The organism is Streptomyces flavusporus (genome assembly GCF_046267975.1).
Classification (GTDB): Bacteria; Actinomycetota; Actinomycetes; order Streptomycetales; family Streptomycetaceae; genus Streptomyces; species Streptomyces flavusporus.
Map to the genome: position 1 here is coordinate 1,488,217 of NZ_CP176503.1, position 19,010 is coordinate 1,507,226.

The following is a 19,010-nucleotide window of genomic DNA, read 5'->3' on the forward strand; positions in this document are numbered from 1 at the left end:
CCGTCATTCAGGTCGCCCGGCGCGGCAGCAGCCAGACCGCCGCTGCCGGTATGGCAGCCAGCGCCAGCCACGGCACGGCCGACGGCAGACCCGCGTCGAGCAGTGAGCCGGTGGCCGCGCTGCCGACCAGGACGATCAGGCCGGAGACCGAGGACAGTGCCCCGGTGTACAGACCGAGCCGGCCGTCCTCCGCGAGGTCCGGTACCCAGGCCCGGGCCGCGGGCGCGACGAGCATCTGCCCGACGGTGAGCAGCACGACGAATCCGGCCGCGGGCACCAGCCCCGCCGTACCGCTCCACCCGGCGGGCCGCGCCACCGCGACGACGGCGAACCCGGCGGCGATCAGCAGCAGTCCGACCGCCATGGAGCGGCGCAGGGCGAGCCGGTCGCCCACCCAGCGGGTGACGGGCAGTTGGGCGGTCACGACCAGCAGCGAGGACAGCGCGAACAGCCAGGCCAGCGACGCCTGCGAACCCGTGGCGCGCTCCACCTCGTCGGGCAGGGCGAGATAGAGCTGGTTGTACGCCAGAAGGTAGGCACCGTAGGCGCAGCACAGCGCCAGGAAGCGCCGGTTGCGCAGCAGCGCCCGAAGCCCGCCCTTCGCCCGGACGCGCTCCCGCCCGGGGATCCGCTGCGGCAGCAGCCACGCGTGCCCGGCGAGGACCAGCACGAAGACCCCCGCACCGGCGAGGCACGCCGTACGGAAGTCCACCGCGAGCAGCAGCGCGCCGAGCAGCGGGCCGACGAACGCACCGGCCTGACCGGCCACGGTGAACAGCGCCAGCACCCGGGTGCGCGAGCCCCCGCTCTCCTCCTCCCAGAGCACCGCCTGCCGGGCGACCTCCGATTCCACGGCGGGCGAGAACAGGGCCGCGGCGAAGCCGATCAGCAGGACCGCGCCGATCACCGACCAGGTCTGCTCGGCGTGTCCGAGCCAGGTGAACCCGGCGATCCGCAACGCGCAGCCGGCGAGCACGACCGGCCGGATGCCGTACCGGTCGGCGAGCGCCCCGCCGACCACGAACAGCCCCTGCTGGCTGAACGTCCTGAGCCCGAGCACGAATCCGACCAGCCAGCCCGCCATGCCGATCGCCTGTCCGAGGTGTTCGGACAGGAAGGGCAGGACGGCGTAGAAGCCGATGTTGAAGGCGAGTTGGGTGAGGATCAGCAGCCGCAGGAGCGGCGACAGGCGGGGGCGCTCCACTGACCGTCGAACGCGGGGGGCGGACAGGGCGGTCATCGGGTCTCCGTTCCGGCGGCGGCCAACTCCTTGGTGACCCGCCGATGTTCGGCGCCGACCGCGGCCGTACGGCGGGGCCGCCATCGCACTCCTCCCCCAGCCTTCGGCCGGGGGGACCCCCATCTCGCTCCGCTCGCCGCGGTCACGGCGAGCGCGCCGAGAAGGGCGAGGACGGCGGCGGGGGCCAGGACGGCCCAGGGGGCGCGCTCGGCGTAGGGCTGGTTCTCGGCGAGCAGCAGGCCCCACTCCGGGGACGGCGGCTGGGCGCCGAGGCCGAGGAAGGCGAGTGAGGCCAGGGAGAGTGCGACACCGGGCAGCCGCAGCAGGGCATGACGGGTGACGGGCGGCAGGACGGCGGGCAGCAGCTCGTGGCGCAGCAGGTACCAGCGGCCGGCGCCCAGCGCACGGGTGGCGGTGATGTGCACGGCGGCGCGCTCCTGGAGCAGCAGCGAGGAGGTGTGCGCGGCGAGCGGCGCCCAGGCGACGACGCTCACCGCGAGCGCGGGCGTGGCCGTTCCGCGGCCCACCACGGCGGTGACGAGGAGGGCGCCCAGGACGGCCGGTACGGCGTTGACGGTGTCGACGAGGGGCCCGGAAAGGCGGGGCACCAGCCCGAGCAGCACGCCGGTGAACAGGGCGACGACGGTGATGGCGAGGGCGAGCAGCAGGGTGTCCAGGGCGCCGTGACCGATCCGGGCGAGCATGTCCCGGCCCAGCGAGTCGGTGCCGAACGGGTGTGTCCAGGAGGGCGGTTGGAGGCGCTCGGTGGTGTCGAGGGCGAGCGGGTCGCGGGGCAGTCCGGCGGCGATGACGCCGAGCAGTACGGTGGCGTGGACGAGGGGCAGGATGCGGCGCGCGGGCGGGGTGGGCCGGTGCAGGGTGGGCAGGGCACCGTCGCTCAGGGCGGGTCCGATCAGCAGTCGCGCGGCGAGCCGGGCCAGTCCGGTGGCCGCCGCCGCGACCAGCAGGAGGGCCAGGGTGCCGGCCTGGAGGACGGGCAGGTCCTGGGCGAGGGCGGCCTGGAGCGTGGTGCGACCGAGGCCGGGAATGTCGAAGATCTGCTCCACGGCGACGGCACCGCCGGTGAGGCCGACGACGAACAGCCCGGCGTTCGGCAGCAGTGCGGGCGCACACCGGCGCACCGCCTGACGTGCGATGCTCCGCCGCGGCAGCCCGCGCGCCGCCGCGGCCAGCGCCCATGGCTCGGCGAAGGCACCGGGCAGCAGGTCGTCGAGCATCCGCCCGAGCACGGCCCCGGCGGGCAACCCGAGGGCCAGCCCGGGCAACACCGTCCACTGCGGCCCGTACCAGCCGAGCGCGGGCAGCCACCCGAGCTGCACTCCTACGACGGTGGCGAGCACGGACGCGGCGAGGAACTCGGGCAGCGCGGCAAGGACCGCCGACCCGCCGCCCGCCCGGCGCCCACCGAGCCGGCGGCGCGAACCGAGCCACAGGGTGCGGGCGCACACGAGCCCCGCGGTGACCACCGCGACGACCAGCGCCACCGCCGTCAGCAGCAGGGACACACCGAGCGCCTCGAGCACGGCGGGCATGACCTCGGTACCGGACAGCCAGGACCGCCCGGCGTCCCCCCGCGGCAACCCCGCCAGCCACTGCCCGAGCAGGTGCAACGGACCGGCGTCGAGCCCGAGTTGCGCGCGGATGTCCGCCAGCACCTCGGGCGTGGGCTCACGGTCGACCGAGCGCGCCTTGAGCACGGTGAGCGCCGGGTCGGTGTGCGCGAGCCACGGCAGCAGGCCGATGGCGCACACGAGGGCGGCGGCGAGGGCGGCCCGCCACAGCAACGTGACCGCCCGTCGGTGGTGGAGCATCGTTCAGCGCCGCGTCCCCGTGCCGACGAGGGTGCGCTCGTACGGGTCGAGGAGCGCGCCACGGACGTCGGCGCCCACACCGGTGATGACCCGCTGGTGGACCAGCGGCACCACGGCGTCGGTGCCGAGGATCCGCGCCTCGGCGGCCATGACGGCGTCCTGCCGCTTGGCGGTGTCGGAGGTGACCTCGGCCTGGGCGACGGCCCGGTCGACGTTCCTGTCGCACAGCAGCGCCAGGTTGTAGCCGCCGTCGCAGGTGTAGTCGCCGGCGAGGACGGCGACGGGGTCGCCGGTGTCGACCAGGCTGTTGCGCGCGAGCACGAAGGCGTCGAACTTGCCGGCCAGCGCGTCGCTCTCGATCCGCGAGTACTCGCGCACCTCCAGCGTCACCTTGAACCCGGCCTTCTCCAGCTGCTGTTTCAGCACCTGGGCGACCTCCGGCAGTTCGGGCCGGTTGTCGTACGTGGCAAGAGTGATCGACGTGCCGTCGGGCTGCGCGGCCCGCGCCCGCCCCACGGGCTGCTGCCGCTTGCCCTCGGCCCAGGTCACGGCGGGCCCGTAGATGCCGACGCCGGCATCGGCGTGCCCCTCGTGGACGCCGTCGGCGAGCGCGGAGGTGTCGACGGCGGCACGCGCGGCGGCCCGCAGCTTCGCGTCCTTGAAGACACCGGACTTGCTGTTGAGCAGCAGGCTCGTGGTGCGGGTGGTCGCGGTCTCCCGGCGGGTGTCCTCGTCGAGGCTCGCGGCCTGCGCGACGGGCACCGCCTCGGCGAGGTCGACGTCACCGGTGCGCAGGGCGGCGGTGCGGGCGGTGCCGTCGGCGATGAACTTCGCGTCGATGCCGGACGCCTGGGCGCGACCGCCCCAGTAGTCGTCGTAGCGGTCGAGGGTGGCGGAGCTGCTGCCGGCCTTGGTGAGCTCGAAGGGCCCGGTGGCGGTGCCGGCGAGGTCGACCCGGTCCTTCTCGTCGTACGCCTTCGCCGCGAGAATCGCGAGGCTGGGACTGGCGAGCCGCAGCGGCAGCACGGGATCGGGATCACCGGTGGTGATCCGTACGGCACTTCTCCCCTCGGCCTTCGCGGTGAGGGTGACGCCGGAAAGGGCGGCGGGCTCGGGCTTGGCCTCGGTGGCCTCGGTGAGGGAGGCGGCGACCGCCTTCGCGGTGACGTCGGTGCCGTCCTGGAAGGTGGCCTCGCGCAGGGTGAACAGCCAGGTCCGGTTGTCCTCGCGCTGCCAGGATGCGGCGAGGGCGGGCGCCGCGGCACCGTTGGCGTCCAGGGCGGTCAGGCCCTCGGTGACGCCGAGCCGGCTCAGGATGGTGGCGTCGGCGCCGTACGGGGAGAGGTTCTCGGCGGGCGGGAAGGCGAGGGCGACACGGAGCCGTGAGCCGTCCTTGTTGTCACCGGAGGTGCCGGTGTCGCCGTCGGAGGCGAAGCATCCGGCGAGCAGCGGTATGAGCAGCACGGAGGCGAGCAGTCGGGAGGAGCGCACGCGTGTCACCGCCCCAGGGGTATCTCGAAGTGCACGATCCCCTGTCCGCCGCCGGGATCCTCCCGCTCGTCGTGCACCATCTTGGCGCACGACCGCCAGAAGCCTTCGGCGCCCGGCACGGCAGGGTCGGTGTGCAGATACGCGGAGCGGTATCCGCCGTCGGCCTCGGCGAAGGCGACCAATGCGTCCACGAGCCGCCGGGCGAGCCCGCGGCGGCGGTGCTCGGGGCGCACGTACACGCGGCGCAGCTGCGCGGTCTCGCCGGGGGGGAAGCGCTCGGCGACGTCCCGTGGGTTGGGCGGAGAGGCCGGGCCACGGGAGTCGAGGGCGGCGGTGGCGACCACGCTGCCGTCGCTCTGGTCCACCGCGACGAGGAGGGTGTGGCGGGCGGGGACGAGATAGGCGGCGGCCGGGTCGATGATGTCGCCGTGCCAGCGGGGCACGTATCCGGTCCCGAAGTCGCGGTAGACGGTGTCGAGCATGACGGCTCGGGCGCCGTCGAGGTCTTCCGGTTCCGCGGTCCTGATGCAGTAGTCACGCACTTGCACATCATATGCATTATGTTCGGGGCATGATCACCAGTCGTCGTTGCCCATCTTCGTGAGGTAGTCCGTCGCTCCGTCATTCCATGTGATCACGAACGTGTCCTCGCCACCGATCGGGTCCGCGGAGATGACGGCCGTGCCTTCGAACACGTCGGTCTTCGGGCGCCCCGGTTTCAGGTCCTCCGTGTTGAGGCACGTGATCTTCACCTTGTAGGGGTCCGGCCCGGCGGTGAGGTCTCCGAAGCAGAGGTCGGTTCCGCTCTCGCTCATCCCGCCCCGGGGGCGGCCCAGCGTGCTGAGGTCCCGGTTCTTCTCGACGGTCAGGACGTAGAAGACGGAGCCGGCATCGCTGTGGCTCAGCGTCCAGTCGCCGACGGGGCTGACCGGACCGCGGCTGGGCCGCGGGGTCGCGCTGGACGGGGACGGGGATGAGGACTGGGTCCGAGGTGACGCAGACGGTCCATCGTCGTCCGCGCCGGACGTGCCGTCGCCGCAGCCCGCAGTGGCGAGCAGCACGGCGGGGAGGACAACGAGGCGGCACGTGGCGGGACATGGGGTGGGACGCCGGGAGCGGAGACTGGATCCGCAGGCCCCCGACTGCACCACCGCCTCCGCCTCCGCCTCCGGAAACAGCCCCGCGTACTCCGCCATCACCCGTGGCGGTGCCGCCACGTCGTACTCGCCGGCGCGAGGGTGGTGCCGTCGGGAGCCGTGAAAGTTGGCATGGGCAGGAGCCTGACAGCGGGCAGCGATGCCGGCAATCGGACTACCGTTCCGCGGCCCGACGGCTCCGGCTTTAGCCGGGGAAGCACATTTTCCCCGCAGCTCCGTGCAACCTTTTCACAATCCCGCTGGTCGCCTTCTGCATGCACGTGCAACTCACGTCTGGGGCACGCCACGCTCACCACCCGAGCCAAGGCCCCTGACACCCAGCCCGCTGAGCGAGCCCACGTTGTCGTGCCCGTCAAGGTCGCCACGTCGAGCGAGCCGCCCTGGCCAACGACCTCGGGCCCCACGCCGCCCGCCCTGCACGTACGATCCGCCCCGCCCGGAGCTACCCCATGCCGAACGCAGAAGAAGACACCCGCAAGGTCCAGACCGCCGTCTCCGGGCACGCCGGATCGGACCTGCCGGTGTACCTCCCCATGGACGCCGACGAATTCGGCGCGTTCATCTCCCGCTACCCCCAACGCGCCTTCTTCTGCGGAACGCTCCTCGGCGGCTGTGGCCAGAGGCTGTCCCCGAAGCAGTACCGGGACCGCAAGTGCCACTTTGCCCATGTGTCGGCAGCAGTCAACTGCCGCCGCACGGAGGGAGACGAGGCCAGCGCCGACCACCTCTACATCGGACGGGCCATCGCCGACTGGCTGAAGCGGCAGAAACAGCGGGCGGTTCAGCCCGTGTACAAGCCCCAGGGCCATCAAGTCCGTGACGTCATCGACGTGTCGTACGAGGCAGGGCGCCGACTGGTACGTGTTCAGCTCGCCCGGCGATCCAAGCGGGAGTGGGAGGAGTCCGACGCGGAGCTCCGGGCCCGGCACGCCGGCCTCGACTGGTTGTTCGGACCCGACAGTCTCCTCGCCAACTGGCAGCTCGATCGGCAGGGTTACGCCCTCCGGGTGCAGTGCCGGTCACTGGGTGCGACCCGCGAGGTGGAGATCGGAACCCAGTTTCCGGACCGGCCCGTGGAATGGACGTCTCTGTCCGAATGCTCTCTCACGCCCGAAGGCATCGTCACCCCGAGCCTCCTCCACACGCCGAGCGGCATCGTTCCGCGCCACGCCGTCCCGGCAACGCCGGCCCTTCCCGCGTCCGCCCTACCGCTCACCCCGGCCTCCGTCCTCATCACTGACGCCGCGCTGTCCCACGCCACCGACACACACCGCTTCTTCGACATCTCCGTACGCGTCAACGCCCGCCTGTCCCTCCCTGCCCACGCGGAAACGCCCGACGTCCATCACGCGTACCTGCCCATGGGCGCCACCCTCTCCCTCAACAGCGATGGCACTTGGCTGATCGAGGCCGGGGCGCTGCACCGCATCCCGGCCGACATCACTGCCCAGCGAAAAACGGACATCGGCCCGCCTACCGCCGACACTCACGACCCGTCGCCCCAGGAACAGCCGCTTCCCCCCGACGCCAACCTCGTCAGGTCCTTCCGCGCGACGCTGGAAAACACAGCGCGGAGCAAGAACATCGTGACCATGGCAACGCTGTGCAGGCAAGCATCCCTCCACGACCATGAACTCCCCGTGGAGCGGTGGCGGCAGCTGCTCGTCCAGGTCGAGCAGCCCCGGACACCCGGTAAGCCCATCCTGTCCGCCCTGATCAAGGGGCGGGACGGTGGCCCAGCTCCGTTCTTCAGAGAGGTGCTGCGCGGAGTCGGCTGGACGAAGGACTTCTCAGACGCCGAGTTGCTCGGCATTTGGGACCGCGAGCGCCGCCGCGCCCACGCGGCCTACAGCAGGAGCGGCCCGGCGAACCCACCGTCTCTCCCAAGCCGTGAAGCCCGGAGCCAGCCATCGGACCGGATCACTTGGTGGCGGGCCGATTCTGCCTCCGCTCGCCGCCGCGCGACCTTCGACGCGCTGATCGACCTGACTCATGAGGCACGGCACGCCGGTGATCTCGATGCCTTCGAACAGAACCTGTTCCTGGCGGAACGGGTAGCCTGGTCGACGGACGCCCATGAGACCGTACGGAGCCTCACGGACTGGCTGGTGGACCGGCGCGGCGACGAGTTGCACGAGACCTGGGAGCGCCTGTCCGCCCTCGTCGATCGGCTCAACGGCGAGGGAGACGACCTCCATCCGGACCAGTTGCGCCGCGTTCTTCGGAGCGCCGAGGAACTCGCCGAAGAGATCGGAGAGGAGCTGGCAGCGGAAGAGCTCCGCGACATCGCGCGCTGGCGGCAGCACCTGGCACGGATCACCGAGCGCCTCACGCTGTCGGAGATATGCGGCCACGCAGTCGCCGTCCGCATCGCGCTACGCCGGACCGCGCGTGCGGGGCATACGACGACCTGGGGTGAACTGGCTCTGCGGATCGGAGCTCCTCTCGCGGCTCTCCACCCCGACGACAAGGTCGCCGTACTGGTCGAGGCGGACCGCGAAACACCGGACGACAGGCCGCTGCTGTCCGCACTGGTCACCGCGCACGGCGCCAACCGGCCGCATCCGCTGTACCGGCAGGTCCTCTTCAACCTGGACCGGCTGGCTCCCCCGCCTGAGGCACTGTTCATGCACTGGCACATGGCCCTGCGGCGGCACTCCGAACTACGGTGACGCCCGCTTCCTGCGGGCCCGAGGGCTCCCACCCCACGATTGGCGGATCCGTGCCACTCCCGCCCCTGGTCGTACCTGGTCACGGGCTCCGGAGCTGGCACAGATCTACCAATCACCGTCCGCGGCGGACGCAACGCCGCCGGCGTACGCACCGCTCAGGCGTCCGCCACGAACGCCAAGAATCGGGACCATCCCTCACGCGCGACCGCGAAGTGGGGGCGCGTGAGGTCCTTGGAGTCCCTTACGTGGACGGCCTGTTCGGTGAGGGCGACCTCCACGCAGTCGTCGCCCTGGGCGCTGCTGTAGCTGGACTTGAACCAGTTGAGCTCAGACGTGGTCATAGCGCTCCTCGCATCCGCTCCAGCAGACCCGCGGAGTCTTTCGGAGAGAGGGTCTGCGAACGCAGTCTCGCATAGCGCATCTGGATCCTGCCGACCTCTTTTGCATCAGCGATCAAGCGGCCGTTCTCCTGCCCCTCGGAGTACGCGAGCCGCCGGCAGTCCGGCGTTTCCAGCAGGCGTACGGGTCCGGCAAGGCACGCGTGGTACTCACTGTCGGCAGACATGATCTGCAGCGTGACGTTCCTCCGAGCGCTGAGCGCAAGGACGTTGTCGAGGAGCTCACGGGTGACCTCTACTCCCCCGAGGCGACGCATGAAGACAGCTTCCTCAACGATGAAGTCGAAGGTTGTGTTGGGCCTTTCGTACAGAAGCTGCTGACGCTCCAAGCGCGCCGCGATCGTGGCCTCCAACTCGTCGTCGGTCAGGGGTGGAATGTCGTTGTCGCAGAGGGCGCGCATGTACCCCTGCGACTGCAACAACCCCGGCACCAGCCGACACTCATACGTACACAAGCTCACGGCCACCTTCTCCAGCCGCGCCCACCGCCGGAACCAAGCGGCCAGCCCCGGCTCCCCCCGCGTCAGATGCCTGGCCGCCTTCCGCAGGGCGCCCGTGTTGCCCAGCGCCTCCTCCGCCCGCTCCACGAACGACTCGTCCGGCATGCGGCGTCCCAACTCCACCGACTCCACGGTGTGCTTGGAGAACCGGACCCGTGTACCGAAGTCGGCTCGGCTGAGCCCGGCGTGCTCGCGCAGGGCCTGGACGACGGCCCCGAAGGTCCTCAGGCTGTCCGACGGGTCCGGCTCCCGCTCCCAGTCACCGGCCATCACATCAACGTCGCCGCTCGTCATACGCGGCCACCTCCAGGTGCGTGTGTGCATGCTCCCCGCGCTCAACTCACCCAGAGTGACGGCAAGATCGACGTACTGTCCACCGAATGTGCCCGTACACTGACCGACCGTACGGGGCGCGGCGCTGGTACGCGCCCCCGTGCGCCCACCACGGTGGCACCCATGAACGCAACCGTCCCTCAACTCCCCGCTCCCGCACGTACGTTCTCTCATCTGCTCTCCTCCACCCGGCGCGGCGCCCGTCTCGCCCGGCTGCTCGCCGCCGAGCAGCTCCGCGCCTGGGAGGCCCCACCGGGCGTCACGGAACGTGTCGAACAAATCGTCGCCGAGCTCGCCGCCAATGCCGTACTCCATGGCCAGGTGCGAGGCCGCGACTTCCGGCTCGCCCTCACCCTCGACACCGCGACCGGCACACTCCGCGTCGAAGTCACCGACGCCCGCAGCGACCACATGCCCGCGCCACCGGCGGACCCAGGCGCGCATGGTGAGTCCGGCCGCGGTCTGCTTCTGGTCGCCGCACTGGCCGACCGCTGGGGCACGGAGCCGTATCTGCCGAGAGGCAAGACGGTGTGGACGGAGCTGGATTCCCGTTCCACCCGCACTCACTGATGGCGAAACTCCCCTGTTCCCCACCGCGGCCGCGCCGGAAGCGATACCGACACCACGGGCGCGGTGGCGCACGAAGTCCCAGCGCACGCAGGGCAGACGGGGGCATGGGTGAATGACACGACACCGGGTGCTTCTCTGGGGGCCAGCCCGATGTGGTGTGGCGTTGCGTGGGGGCAGTAAGTTGATCTTCTGAGACTCGTTCTCGGGGGGTGTGGCTCTGTGGCGGGTTGTTGCATCAACCGTCAGATCGTGGAGTTGCATTGCGTGCCTTTCCTGTGGATTTGCCGTCGGGAGTTCGGTACTGGACGGTCGTTGACGACGACTTCGAGGTGGTGTGGGTCGCAGATCAGTGGCTGCGGTTCCTACGGTTCGGTCGCAGCCGGGCCGAGCTGACGACGAAGGCGTACGCCGAGAGCGTGGCGCTGTACCTGCTGTGGTGCCGGATCACGGGGCGGCAATGGCCGCAGGCGGCCCGGGACATGGGCCTGTTCATGGTCTGGCTGAAGTACACGCCGTCGACGCAGGACGGTGAACCAGCCCCTGTCGTGCTGGGGCCCGGGGCCGAGCCGGCCCGGCGGGAACGGCGGATCAACGGGGTGCTGACCGCAGTACGCGGGCTGCTGTCGTACGCCGTGTCGGTGGGCGAGGCGCCCCGCTCCGTGCTCGGGCAGATATACGAGCTGGCCGACAGCCGGGACCTGCCGCTGGAGGCCCAGGGCGAGGATTCCGGCCTGTCCTACCGGCTGCGGGCCGTCCACCGGGTGCAGGAGCCGGAGGCGGAGGTGGACCGGGCCACTGACGACGAGCTGGTTGCGATGTTCCTGGAGTGCCGCAACGCCCGGGACCGGCTGATCGTGCTGCTGCTCGGCCGGGTCGGGCTGCGCCGTGGCCAGGCGGCCGGCCTGCACCGCAGCGACTGTCACCTGCTGCCTGATTCACGGGCTCTCGGCTGCGACTACGAAGGCGCCCACGTGCACGTCCGGCGCCGCGACAACAGCAACCGGGCGTGGTCGAAGTCGAAGGAAGCGTGGACGCAGCCGCTGGACTTCCTGGTGGTCCAGGCTTTCGACCAGTACATCGACGAGCGCCACGAGATCCTCGGGGCGGGCGGCAGTGACTTCCTGCTGGTGAACCTGTTCCGCGAGCCGCTGGGGGCGCCGATGTCGCCGGACGCGCTGGGCGAGTTGTTCGAGCGCCTGGGCCAGCGCGCAAAGCTGTCGCGGAAGGTCGGCCCGCACATGGCCCGCCGCGCTTTCGGCAGCAACGTCTCTCATGCCGGCGGGTCGGTGGACGAGGTGCAGGCCCTGCTCGGTCAGACGCACCCGGAGTCACCCAGGCCCTACCTGATTCCTGACCGGGCACGATTGCGTGAAGCGATCGAGCGCGTTCCCTCCCCGCGGGCCCTGCACGGGACGGGGGAGAAGTGATCGTGACGCCGTCGCCGCTGGCCCAGGAACTGAAGGACCTGCGGACCGCGGAGATCATCGCCGCGCTGGACGCCGACTTCCTGAGCCTGGTGAGCTGGAACTGGGAGGAGCGGGTCGTCCGCTATCCCAAGAGCCACCCGGTGCTTGGCATGCCGGACTGCGAAATCCTCGACTGCACGAAGGGCACCCCGCTCGGCGAACCGGTCTGCATCGGCTGCAGGAACCGCTGGCGGCAGTCCGGGATGGCCTTCGAGGACTTCGCCGCCGCCCCGAGGCCGGGCACGTATCACCGCTCCGACGGACAGACGCTCTGCCGGGTCTCGGGATGCCAGCGGCCGCCCAGACTGGTGACGCACGGGCTCTGCACAACCCACGGGAGCCGGTGGCTGACATCGTCCGAGCCGACCGTGGAGGACTTTCTGCGGAACTCCCCGCAGAAAGGGCTGCCCGGGTTCGGCCCCTGCCAGGTTGCTGCCTGCTACAGGCTGCGCGGCTCGGAGCGGACTATCTACTGCGAGGTTCACCGCGGGCGGCTCAACCGTGAACGGCGCCTGGGGACCTTCGAAGGCGACGAGGAGCGGTGGCGCCTGACGACGCCGGCGGTGGCCGTCAACCGCGAGGCCAGCCTGCGCGGGCTGCCCGACCGCCTGGTCGCCGAGCTCCTCTACTGCCTGCAGGTCCGCACCGCCCGGGAGGTGAAGACCCGCGACCACCGGATCCGGCACATCAGCGACCAGCTGCGTCTCCTCCAGGTCCCCAGCCTGGAAACACTCGAAGACGCTGACATGGTCCGCGCGGGGCTGGTCGACGACCTCCGAATGATCATCAGGGGCGCTCAGACCTCCTTGCGCAGGCTGGGGGCGACTCCGGAGACCGAACGCCTCAAGGACATCTGGGACCTGTTCGTCTTCGGCCACCACGGCACCCTCAACTTCAGCCGGATCCATCAGCGGCCCCTCCGCGAGGCGGTCAAGGTCTGGGCCTACGACGAACTCCCTCGGCGACGCGGTCGGAACGTCGCGTCCTCCATGCAGAACATGATCCGCGGCATGGAACAGCTCTCGGAGAGCCTGCGCCTGCAACGAGACGACGAAGGACACCAACTCCGGCTCCTGAGCCGCACGGACATGGTCAGTTTCTGCAACCGGATCGCGTTCCTCGCCGAGACCGGCGTCTTCGGGGCTCACCACCGGGTCAATGTGATCCGCTACGTCCGGAACATCGTGAACCGGATCCGCGTCATGGGCCTCACCGGTCCCGGCCAGGTGCTGGAGGGTCTGCCGACTGATTTCGCCCTGTCCATACAAGACATCCCCGACGAGCCCGAGGACACCGAAGCTGGGCGCGATCTGCCGGACGAGGTGATGCGGGAACTCTGCGACAACCTCGATCTGCTGGAGAAGATCAGCAACCGCGAGTTCCGCGTCGCGACCGAGCTGCTGATCGACACCGGGCGGCGGCCCGACGAGATCAGTACGTTGCCGTTCGAGTGTCTGGAGAAGGATCCGGACGGCACCCTCGTCCTGGTCTACGACAACTCCAAGAACTACCGGCTGGGCCGTCGCCTGCCGATCGCGAAGGCAACTGCCGCTGTGATCACGGAACAGCAGGAACGGGTACGGCAGCGGTTCCCCAACACCCCGGCCAGCAAGCTCAAGCTGCTGCCGAGCCCGATCTCCAATCCCCAGGGGACGAAGCCGATCGGCTCGATCGGCGACGCTCACCGAGCGTGGGTCGACAGCTTGCCCGACATCATGATGCCGGTCGTCGTCGAGGCCGACGGGCAGCTGGTGACGAAGATGCTGCCCTTCGACAAGTCCAAGATCTTCCCTTACGCCTACCGGCACTCCTTCGCCCAGCGGCACGCGGACGCCAACGTCTACCCAGACGTGCTCATGGATTTGATGGACCATCGTGAACTCTCCACAACTCAGGGGTACTACCGGGTCAGCCAGGAGCGACGGCGCGAGGCCGTCGACCGGGTCACCGCCCTGCAGTTCGACCGTCGCGGCAACCGCGTCTGGCGGAAAGCACAGGCGATGCTGGACTCCGAACACGTACGGCGGGCCATCGGAGAAGTCGCCACGGCCTACGGCATCTGCCTGGAACCGCACAACGTCGCAGCCGGCGGCCAGAGTTGCCCGCTCCGCTTCCGCTGCGTCGGCTGCGACCACTTCCGCACTGACGTCTCCTACCTTCCCGACCTGGAGCGCTACCTCTCTGATCTGCTCCGCAGCCGCGAGCGGCTCATGTCGGCGTTCGAGGCCGACGATTGGGCTCGCAGTGAGGCCATACCCTCCGAAGAGGAGATCCGCCGCGTCCGCCGCCTGATCAACCGGGTCAAGGCGGACCTGGACGACCTGTCAGAAGAGGAACGTGCACAGATCGAGGAAGCCGTCGCCGTGGTTCGCCGTGGCCGTGTGGTGATGCTGGGCATGCCTCGCGTCGGCCAGCCACTTCCCGATGTCAGGCCCTGGAGGATGCCATGATCCCGGCCATGCGCGACGGCCGCCAGGCAGACACCGAGCGCCGCCGCCAGCGGGTGGCCACAGCGGTCAGGAACGCCGCGAAGAACGGCACCCCGATCAGCGTCTCGGCCATCGCCCGGCAAGCCGGAGTGGACCGCAGCTTCCTCTACCGTCACCGCGACCTCCTCGAAATCGTCCATGCCGCCGAACTCGAACCGGCAGCCCAGGACCCGGGCGGCGGCTCGCCGGTGAGCCGGGCCTCGCTCCAGGCCGATCTCGCCAATGCCCAGGCCCGCAACACCCGCCTGGCCGCCCGCATTCAGCAGTTGGAGAAGCGACTGTCGCAGGCGCTGGGAGCTCAGGCATGGCAGGAGTCAGGGCTCGGAGCCCCAGCGGACATCGACGAGCTCCAGCGGAAGATCACGAGGCTGGAGCAGCACAACGTTGAACTGACCTCCGCGTTGGAGGAGGCCCGATCTGATCTCGATGCCGCGAGGGAGGCCAACCGGGACCTGACCAGAGCTCTGAACCAACGCGGCTGACGCCGTGGTCACCGAGGTTGATAGGCGGTGGCCAGCACCGAGACGGTGACCCGGTCGGGCAGCAGAACGTCATCGCGAAGGTCTACATGGTCCAAGTGGCGTGCGCTCGGCGTCATCCCCAGCAGATCTAGGGACTCCTGCCTGGTCAGGGACGCAACGTACTCGACCTGCTGGCTATCGGCGGCCTCGAAAAAGGGCCCCAGTGCCTGGCTCAGGCGTTGTTCCTTGGCCGGATCGACCTTGACCATCGCGGGCACCTGGCCACGCAACTCGGCCAGGTGTCGCTGGGTAGGACGGACCACGATCAACCGGCCGCTCGGACGGAGCACCCGGTGGAACTCAGATGGGTTGCGCGGGGCGAACACGTTCAGCACGACATCGGCCACTCCGTCAGCCAGAGGGAAGGGACGGAAGACGTCCCAGCTCGCCGCGGCGGCGCGCTCGTGGGCTCGGGCCGACGAACGCAGAGCACGCACCGAGGTGTCGAGACCTAGACCGCGGGCGCCGGGCAGCTGGTCGAGCACGCCGGCCAGGTAGTAGCCCGTGCCGCAACCGACGTCCATGACCGTGCCCTGGTCGGGCAGGGCATCTTCCACCAGGCGGGCCGCAGCCTGCCGGATGGGTGCATACCTGCCGGTGGGCAGGAACCGGTCCCGTGACCGGGCCATGGCCGCGTCGTCTCCGCTGGTGGCGCGGGCGCCCGTCAAGAGACTGACATAGCCCTGGCGGGCGATGTTGAAGGTGTGACCCGCCGGGCAACGCAGTGCGCCAAGGGCAGGGTGAAGCCGGGCGCGGCACGCCGGGCAACGCAGCATGTCAAGGAACGGTACGAGGGCAGAGGGAAGCGACACGGGCACAAGGCACTCCTGACAACGGTGAAAGGAAGGGACTGTGCCTGCACGCGCGTTCGGAAATTCGTTCAGGAAGAACGAGGCCCAGCGTCCAGCCGCCTCAATATGGGCAGCGCCAGGAAGCGTGGTTCACGCAGCAGGCACACCAAGGAGGGCGACGCCGTCCGGCATCGCCCTCAACGCCTCCTGATCACAGAAAGCAGCAGTGCGGGGTGCTCATGAATGCCACGCCATGATTCTACAAGCCTGCGGGAAGCCGCCCCGCCGCGTCCGATCATCGGGAAGCCTGCATCCAGCTTCCGGAGCACTGGAAGTTCTTGCCTCGAAGTGCACTGCCGACGCGGTCCTTCTGCCAGGCATCAACCATGATCGGCGATCAAGTAGCGCCACAGGTGTTGCACACGATACTGTCGTCTGAACCGGCGCTGAGCTGCACAAAGTGGTCTCCACTCGCTCGCGCCACACGGTTACCCCCAGAGAAGCCGTCTGACGGCCGCGGCACAGTGCTGACTGGCGGCCTGGTCGCCCCGGACGCCAATGCGCTGCAGAATCTCCACCGGTACACGTACGAGCCGGGCGAGATACGGGCGTCCGGCTTCTCGGTCCACCCGCTCCTCTTGCCACTGATCAACGACTTGGCGGACGGCGACGAGCAGTAGCGCCCCTGAGCCGGATCACGACCGAACCCTGGGGCCGCTGACACGATGGTCAGGGAGATGCCGCGAACGTCTCGATCTCACAGCGCTACGCCGCTCCTGCCGATCCTGGCATCACTGGAGATCAACGGCACGCCCAGGCTTTCAGCCAGGGCGGCGTACTGGGCGTCATAGGCGGACAGGTTGCTCGACAAGCCCTTGATGCACTCCCAGAGGATCAACGTCTCATGCCGGTCGATCGCCAGGTCGCGGTACGTCGCCAGGGCCTTGCACAGCTGTTTTTCGTTCAGCTTGGGCTCTCCGCCGTGCCGACCGCGCGCCAGACCCAGCAGTGCGGACATGATCTCGTAATCGATCATGTGAGGTGCGGCGAGGCGGTCCTCCTTCGCGACATGTCCACGTACCCGGTGCCCGATGGAGCCCTCGTCGGTGAGGAAGAAGACGAGCTCCGAGCAGTCAACGACAGTCATCGGCCCGACCTTGCGTCGTCGATTGCGGTCAGCACGTCCGATGGGCTGAGGCTTGCACTGACCTCGGCCTCGGCACGGGCGGCAGCCTCGGCGAGCGTGGGTGTGGCAGCAGCGGATGCGAACGGGACCGTCGAGGACATGACGGCCGCATCCTGGAGGGAGAGGAGGCGTGATGCGGACCAGCGACGAGATCTGTCACCGGGTCCTCTGGGACCCGCGGTTCGACCCGGCCCGTTTCGTGCTGGGGATCAGCCAGCGCGGGGACGCCCCCAAGCGCATCCCGCTGCCCTCCTTCGTGCCCGGAGGCGACATCCCGTGGCACCGGGTGGTGTTCATCGAGGCGGACGGTGAGGTGGTCTGGGACCGGGCCACGGGTGTGGACTGCATCGACACGTCGGACGCCGGCCGGGTGCGGGGTGATGTGCCCACCCCGGAGGGCTGGTACGTAGCGGACCATTACGGTGTGGAAGCGGACCCGAGCTTCGGCGGGAGCGAGCCCACTGGCGTCCTCGACGTATCCCCGACGCCCCGCACGGCGGTGGCCTGGATTCCGCCTGCGGAGCTCTGGCCGCCGATCCAGGACATCCGTCGGGATCACGATCCGCAGATCCACCGCTGGCCGCCCCACATCAATCTGCTCTTCGGCTTCGTGCCGGAGTCCGACTTCGAGCGGGCGGCCCCGCTGCTGGCCGCGGCAGCGGCCGAGACGCCGGTCTTCACGGCCCGGCTGGACGGGGTGCGCACCTTCCGGCACCGGGCGTACTTCACCGTGTGGCTCGACCCGGCGGCGGCCGGCGAGACGCCGTGGGCGGGTCTGTACCGCGCTCTGCAGCAACGGTTCCCACGCTGTCGTCGGCGCGCCAAGGGCTTCACACCGCATCTGTCCCTGGGCCGGACCCGGGACGCGCAGCGGGTCGCCGCCGACTGTGCCGCCCGGCTCGACGTCATGACGGCGACGGTCTGGGAGCTCGTCCTGCTCTCGCGCAGGGGCGACGGGCCGATGCGGCCGCGGGCAATGATCGCTCTCGGCACGGGCGAGGTGCGCTGGCTGCCCGACCCAGGCCCCGGTGCGCCGGGCGCGGAGGACGCGGCCTGGATCTCCGAGATCACCGACAGGTGAGGCAAAGGGCCGCCTGAGTGGCGGCCCCGACCGCGAACGTGCCCCGCCCCTGCGTGCGGCTACGCACCCGGGTCGCGTACCCGAAGAGTTCGGTCAGCGGCACGGCCGTGGTGACGACCGCCGAGCCCTGACACGCCCTCAATCGATCAACACTCCATCAACGTGACAGCGCCAGATCCTGCTGCCGAGGCTCCGACGTTGAGTCCGCTGACCCTGGTCGGCCTGGACGACGACGAAGTCCCAGGTAGCTGACCTGGGACTTCGTCCACAAGTGGATGGCGGCCTCAAGCCCGGATCAGCCGCCGGCCAGCGTCGCCGCAACCGACTGGAACCAGGCGCCGTAGGAGAACGGCTCGGGCGGGCCGACCTCCATGCCGAGCTCGGCGGCGGCCAGGGCGTAGTCCCCCTCGTCCAGGGGGAGCGCGAGCAGCTCGTGGAGTTCGCCCACGAGGCGGGCGACGAGGTGCGGATCGGTGTGCGCGAGGTAGTCGGTGACGGCTGCCTCGTGGTCGTCGAATTCGTCCGGCATGTCCTGAGAGAACCAGCCGCCGAGGAACTGTCCGAGTTCCGGGAAGCGCGCGTGCCACTCCCAGTGGGTCACGGGCGTGGCCGGGGGCGGGACCGCGCCCTCGGTGACGCTGTGTTTGATGTGGTCGGCGAGACAGTGGAGCCACTGCTGGATGTCGTTCTCGGGCAGTCCTACGTCGGGGACGGCGTAGAACTCCCCCAGACGCAGGCGCAGTCGTCCGGGCGGGTGCTCGGCGTACTCGCGCAACTGCCGTTCGGCGACAGCCAGCGCCCATGGGCGGGTGTGCCAGGTGTGCCGCAGGTAAGCGGTCAGCGCCAGGCTCGCTCGCTCCGGTGTGTCGTCGGCCTGCTGTCCGGCGTAGGCGCGGATCACCTGGTCCAGCTCGCCGTAGCGGCGGTCATGATCGAGGGGGCTCAGGGGCACGGGTACTCAGCCTCTACGGGGGTCACAGGTAGATGGGGAACGTGGAGTGCACGACGAATCCGTGGGGACGGGATGCGTCGCGTTTGAGGATCACTCGCGCGGCCCGCACGTCGACGGGCTCCCGCCCCACCAGCATCATCGCCTGGAGGAGTACCTGCCCGACGGGCTCGTGCCGGGAGGGCCAGGACGCCTCAATGGCCAGTCGTGACCTCGTGGATCGCGCCAGCCATCGGTGGATGACCTGTTCGTTTGCAGTGACGACCTGCTGGGTAGCCCACTGAGCCGTTTCGCGGTCGGGATATGTAGCGCTTCGGGTACGCATGACAGTGGG

Annotated in this window: 17 protein-coding genes and 2 pseudogenes; 7 read left to right on the forward strand and 12 right to left on the reverse strand. The window is 70.0% G+C overall.

What is annotated here, in order from left to right; all coding sequences use genetic code 11:
* Positions 1-7: 7 nt before the first annotated feature.
* The 5 genes from ACKTSN_RS07340 to ACKTSN_RS07360 are packed head-to-tail and all read right to left on the reverse strand — an operon-like array spanning position 8 to position 5,624.
* Positions 8-1,240 carry an MDR family MFS transporter gene (locus ACKTSN_RS07340; RefSeq protein WP_409468342.1) on the reverse strand — a complete coding sequence of 411 codons (1,233 nt, stop codon included), beginning with the start codon at positions 1,238-1,240 and terminating at the stop codon, positions 8-10.
* Positions 1,237-3,072 carry an ABC transporter permease subunit gene (locus ACKTSN_RS07345; RefSeq protein ID WP_409468343.1) on the reverse strand — a complete coding sequence of 612 codons (1,836 nt, stop codon included), beginning with the start codon at positions 3,070-3,072 and terminating at the stop codon, positions 1,237-1,239. Before ACKTSN_RS07345 ends, ACKTSN_RS07340 begins: the two co-directional genes overlap by 4 nt.
* Before the next feature lie 3 nt (positions 3,073-3,075).
* Entirely contained in the window at positions 3,076-4,563 is a 1,488-nt protein-coding gene (locus ACKTSN_RS07350) for an ABC transporter substrate-binding protein (protein WP_409474763.1), read from the reverse strand.
* Between the two features lie 5 nt (positions 4,564-4,568).
* Entirely contained in the window at positions 4,569-5,105 is a 537-nt protein-coding gene (locus ACKTSN_RS07355; protein WP_409468344.1) for a GNAT family N-acetyltransferase, read from the reverse strand.
* 33 nt (positions 5,106-5,138) lie between these two features.
* Positions 5,139-5,624 carry a hypothetical protein gene (locus ACKTSN_RS07360; protein ID WP_409468345.1) on the reverse strand — a complete coding sequence of 162 codons (486 nt, stop codon included), beginning with the start codon at positions 5,622-5,624 and terminating at the stop codon, positions 5,139-5,141.
* A gap of 545 nt (positions 5,625-6,169) precedes the next feature.
* Between ACKTSN_RS07360 and ACKTSN_RS07365 the strand changes: the two genes are divergently transcribed.
* A complete protein-coding gene (locus ACKTSN_RS07365) occupies positions 6,170-8,392 on the forward strand; it encodes a competence protein CoiA family protein (protein ID WP_409468346.1) in 2,223 nt (740 codons plus the stop codon).
* Positions 8,393-8,547: 155 nt separating this feature from the next.
* Here ACKTSN_RS07365 and ACKTSN_RS07370 read toward each other — a convergent pair whose 3' ends face one another.
* Together ACKTSN_RS07370 and ACKTSN_RS07375 are read right to left on the reverse strand one after the other, a co-directional pair.
* Complete coding sequence (locus tag ACKTSN_RS07370) at positions 8,548-8,733, reverse strand: DUF397 domain-containing protein (protein ID WP_409468347.1); 186 nt, start codon at positions 8,731-8,733, stop codon at positions 8,548-8,550.
* Positions 8,730-9,584 (reverse strand): helix-turn-helix domain-containing protein, encoded by an 855-nt coding sequence (locus ACKTSN_RS07375; RefSeq protein WP_409468348.1) that lies wholly within the window; start codon positions 9,582-9,584, stop codon positions 8,730-8,732. Before ACKTSN_RS07375 ends, ACKTSN_RS07370 begins: the two co-directional genes overlap by 4 nt.
* A gap of 162 nt (positions 9,585-9,746) precedes the next feature.
* Here ACKTSN_RS07375 and ACKTSN_RS07380 point away from each other — a divergent pair, with 162 nt between their 5' ends.
* The 4 genes from ACKTSN_RS07380 to ACKTSN_RS07395 all read left to right on the forward strand — a co-directional run bounded on the left by ACKTSN_RS07380 (position 9,747) and on the right by ACKTSN_RS07395 (position 14,630).
* A complete protein-coding gene (locus tag ACKTSN_RS07380) occupies positions 9,747-10,193 on the forward strand; it encodes an ATP-binding protein (RefSeq protein WP_409468349.1) in 447 nt (148 codons plus the stop codon).
* 275 nt (positions 10,194-10,468) lie between these two features.
* The gene (locus ACKTSN_RS07385) at positions 10,469-11,620 is read left to right on the forward strand and encodes a tyrosine-type recombinase/integrase (RefSeq protein ID WP_409474764.1); all 1,152 of its coding nucleotides are present in this window, start codon (positions 10,469-10,471) and stop codon (positions 11,618-11,620) included.
* 2 nt (positions 11,621-11,622) lie between these two features.
* A complete protein-coding gene (locus ACKTSN_RS07390; RefSeq protein ID WP_409468350.1) occupies positions 11,623-14,109 on the forward strand; it encodes a hypothetical protein in 2,487 nt (828 codons plus the stop codon).
* An 8-nt stretch (positions 14,110-14,117) separates the two neighbouring features.
* Positions 14,118-14,630 (forward strand): DUF6262 family protein, encoded by a 513-nt coding sequence (locus ACKTSN_RS07395; protein WP_409468351.1) that lies wholly within the window; start codon positions 14,118-14,120, stop codon positions 14,628-14,630.
* Between the two features lie 8 nt (positions 14,631-14,638).
* Here ACKTSN_RS07395 and ACKTSN_RS07400 read toward each other — a convergent pair whose 3' ends face one another.
* On the reverse strand, positions 14,639-15,487 hold the full coding sequence (locus ACKTSN_RS07400) for a putative RNA methyltransferase (RefSeq protein ID WP_409468352.1): 849 nt from the start codon (positions 15,485-15,487) through the stop codon (positions 14,639-14,641).
* A 497-nt stretch (positions 15,488-15,984) separates the two neighbouring features.
* Here ACKTSN_RS07400 and ACKTSN_RS07405 point away from each other — a divergent pair, with 497 nt between their 5' ends.
* Positions 15,985-16,140, forward strand: coding sequence for a hypothetical protein (locus ACKTSN_RS07405; RefSeq protein ID WP_409468353.1), 156 nt, complete (start codon positions 15,985-15,987; stop codon positions 16,138-16,140).
* 77 nt (positions 16,141-16,217) lie between these two features.
* On the opposite strand, the gene ACKTSN_RS07410 is transcribed toward ACKTSN_RS07405, so the two are convergent.
* Positions 16,218-16,607: a type II toxin-antitoxin system VapC family toxin gene (locus ACKTSN_RS07410; protein WP_409468354.1), complete on the reverse strand. Its 390-nt coding sequence runs from the start codon at positions 16,605-16,607 to the stop codon at positions 16,218-16,220.
* Between the two features lie 172 nt (positions 16,608-16,779).
* Here ACKTSN_RS07410 and ACKTSN_RS07415 point away from each other — a divergent pair.
* Positions 16,780-17,700: pseudogene (locus tag ACKTSN_RS07415) on the forward strand (RNA repair domain-containing protein); the annotation flags it as partial.
* Positions 17,701-17,713: 13 nt separating this feature from the next.
* On the opposite strand, the pseudogene ACKTSN_RS07420 reads toward ACKTSN_RS07415, so the two are convergent.
* From ACKTSN_RS07420 to ACKTSN_RS07430, 3 genes and pseudogenes are all read right to left on the reverse strand, one after another.
* A pseudogene (locus ACKTSN_RS07420) lies at positions 17,714-17,854 on the reverse strand (hypothetical protein); the annotation flags it as partial.
* A 168-nt stretch (positions 17,855-18,022) separates the two neighbouring features.
* Complete coding sequence (locus ACKTSN_RS07425) at positions 18,023-18,679, reverse strand: contact-dependent growth inhibition system immunity protein (RefSeq protein ID WP_409468355.1); 657 nt, start codon at positions 18,677-18,679, stop codon at positions 18,023-18,025.
* Between the two features lie 22 nt (positions 18,680-18,701).
* Positions 18,702-19,001 (reverse strand): RNase A-like domain-containing protein, encoded by a 300-nt coding sequence (locus ACKTSN_RS07430; RefSeq protein WP_409468356.1) that lies wholly within the window; start codon positions 18,999-19,001, stop codon positions 18,702-18,704.
* Between the last annotated feature and the right edge of the window lie 9 nt (positions 19,002-19,010).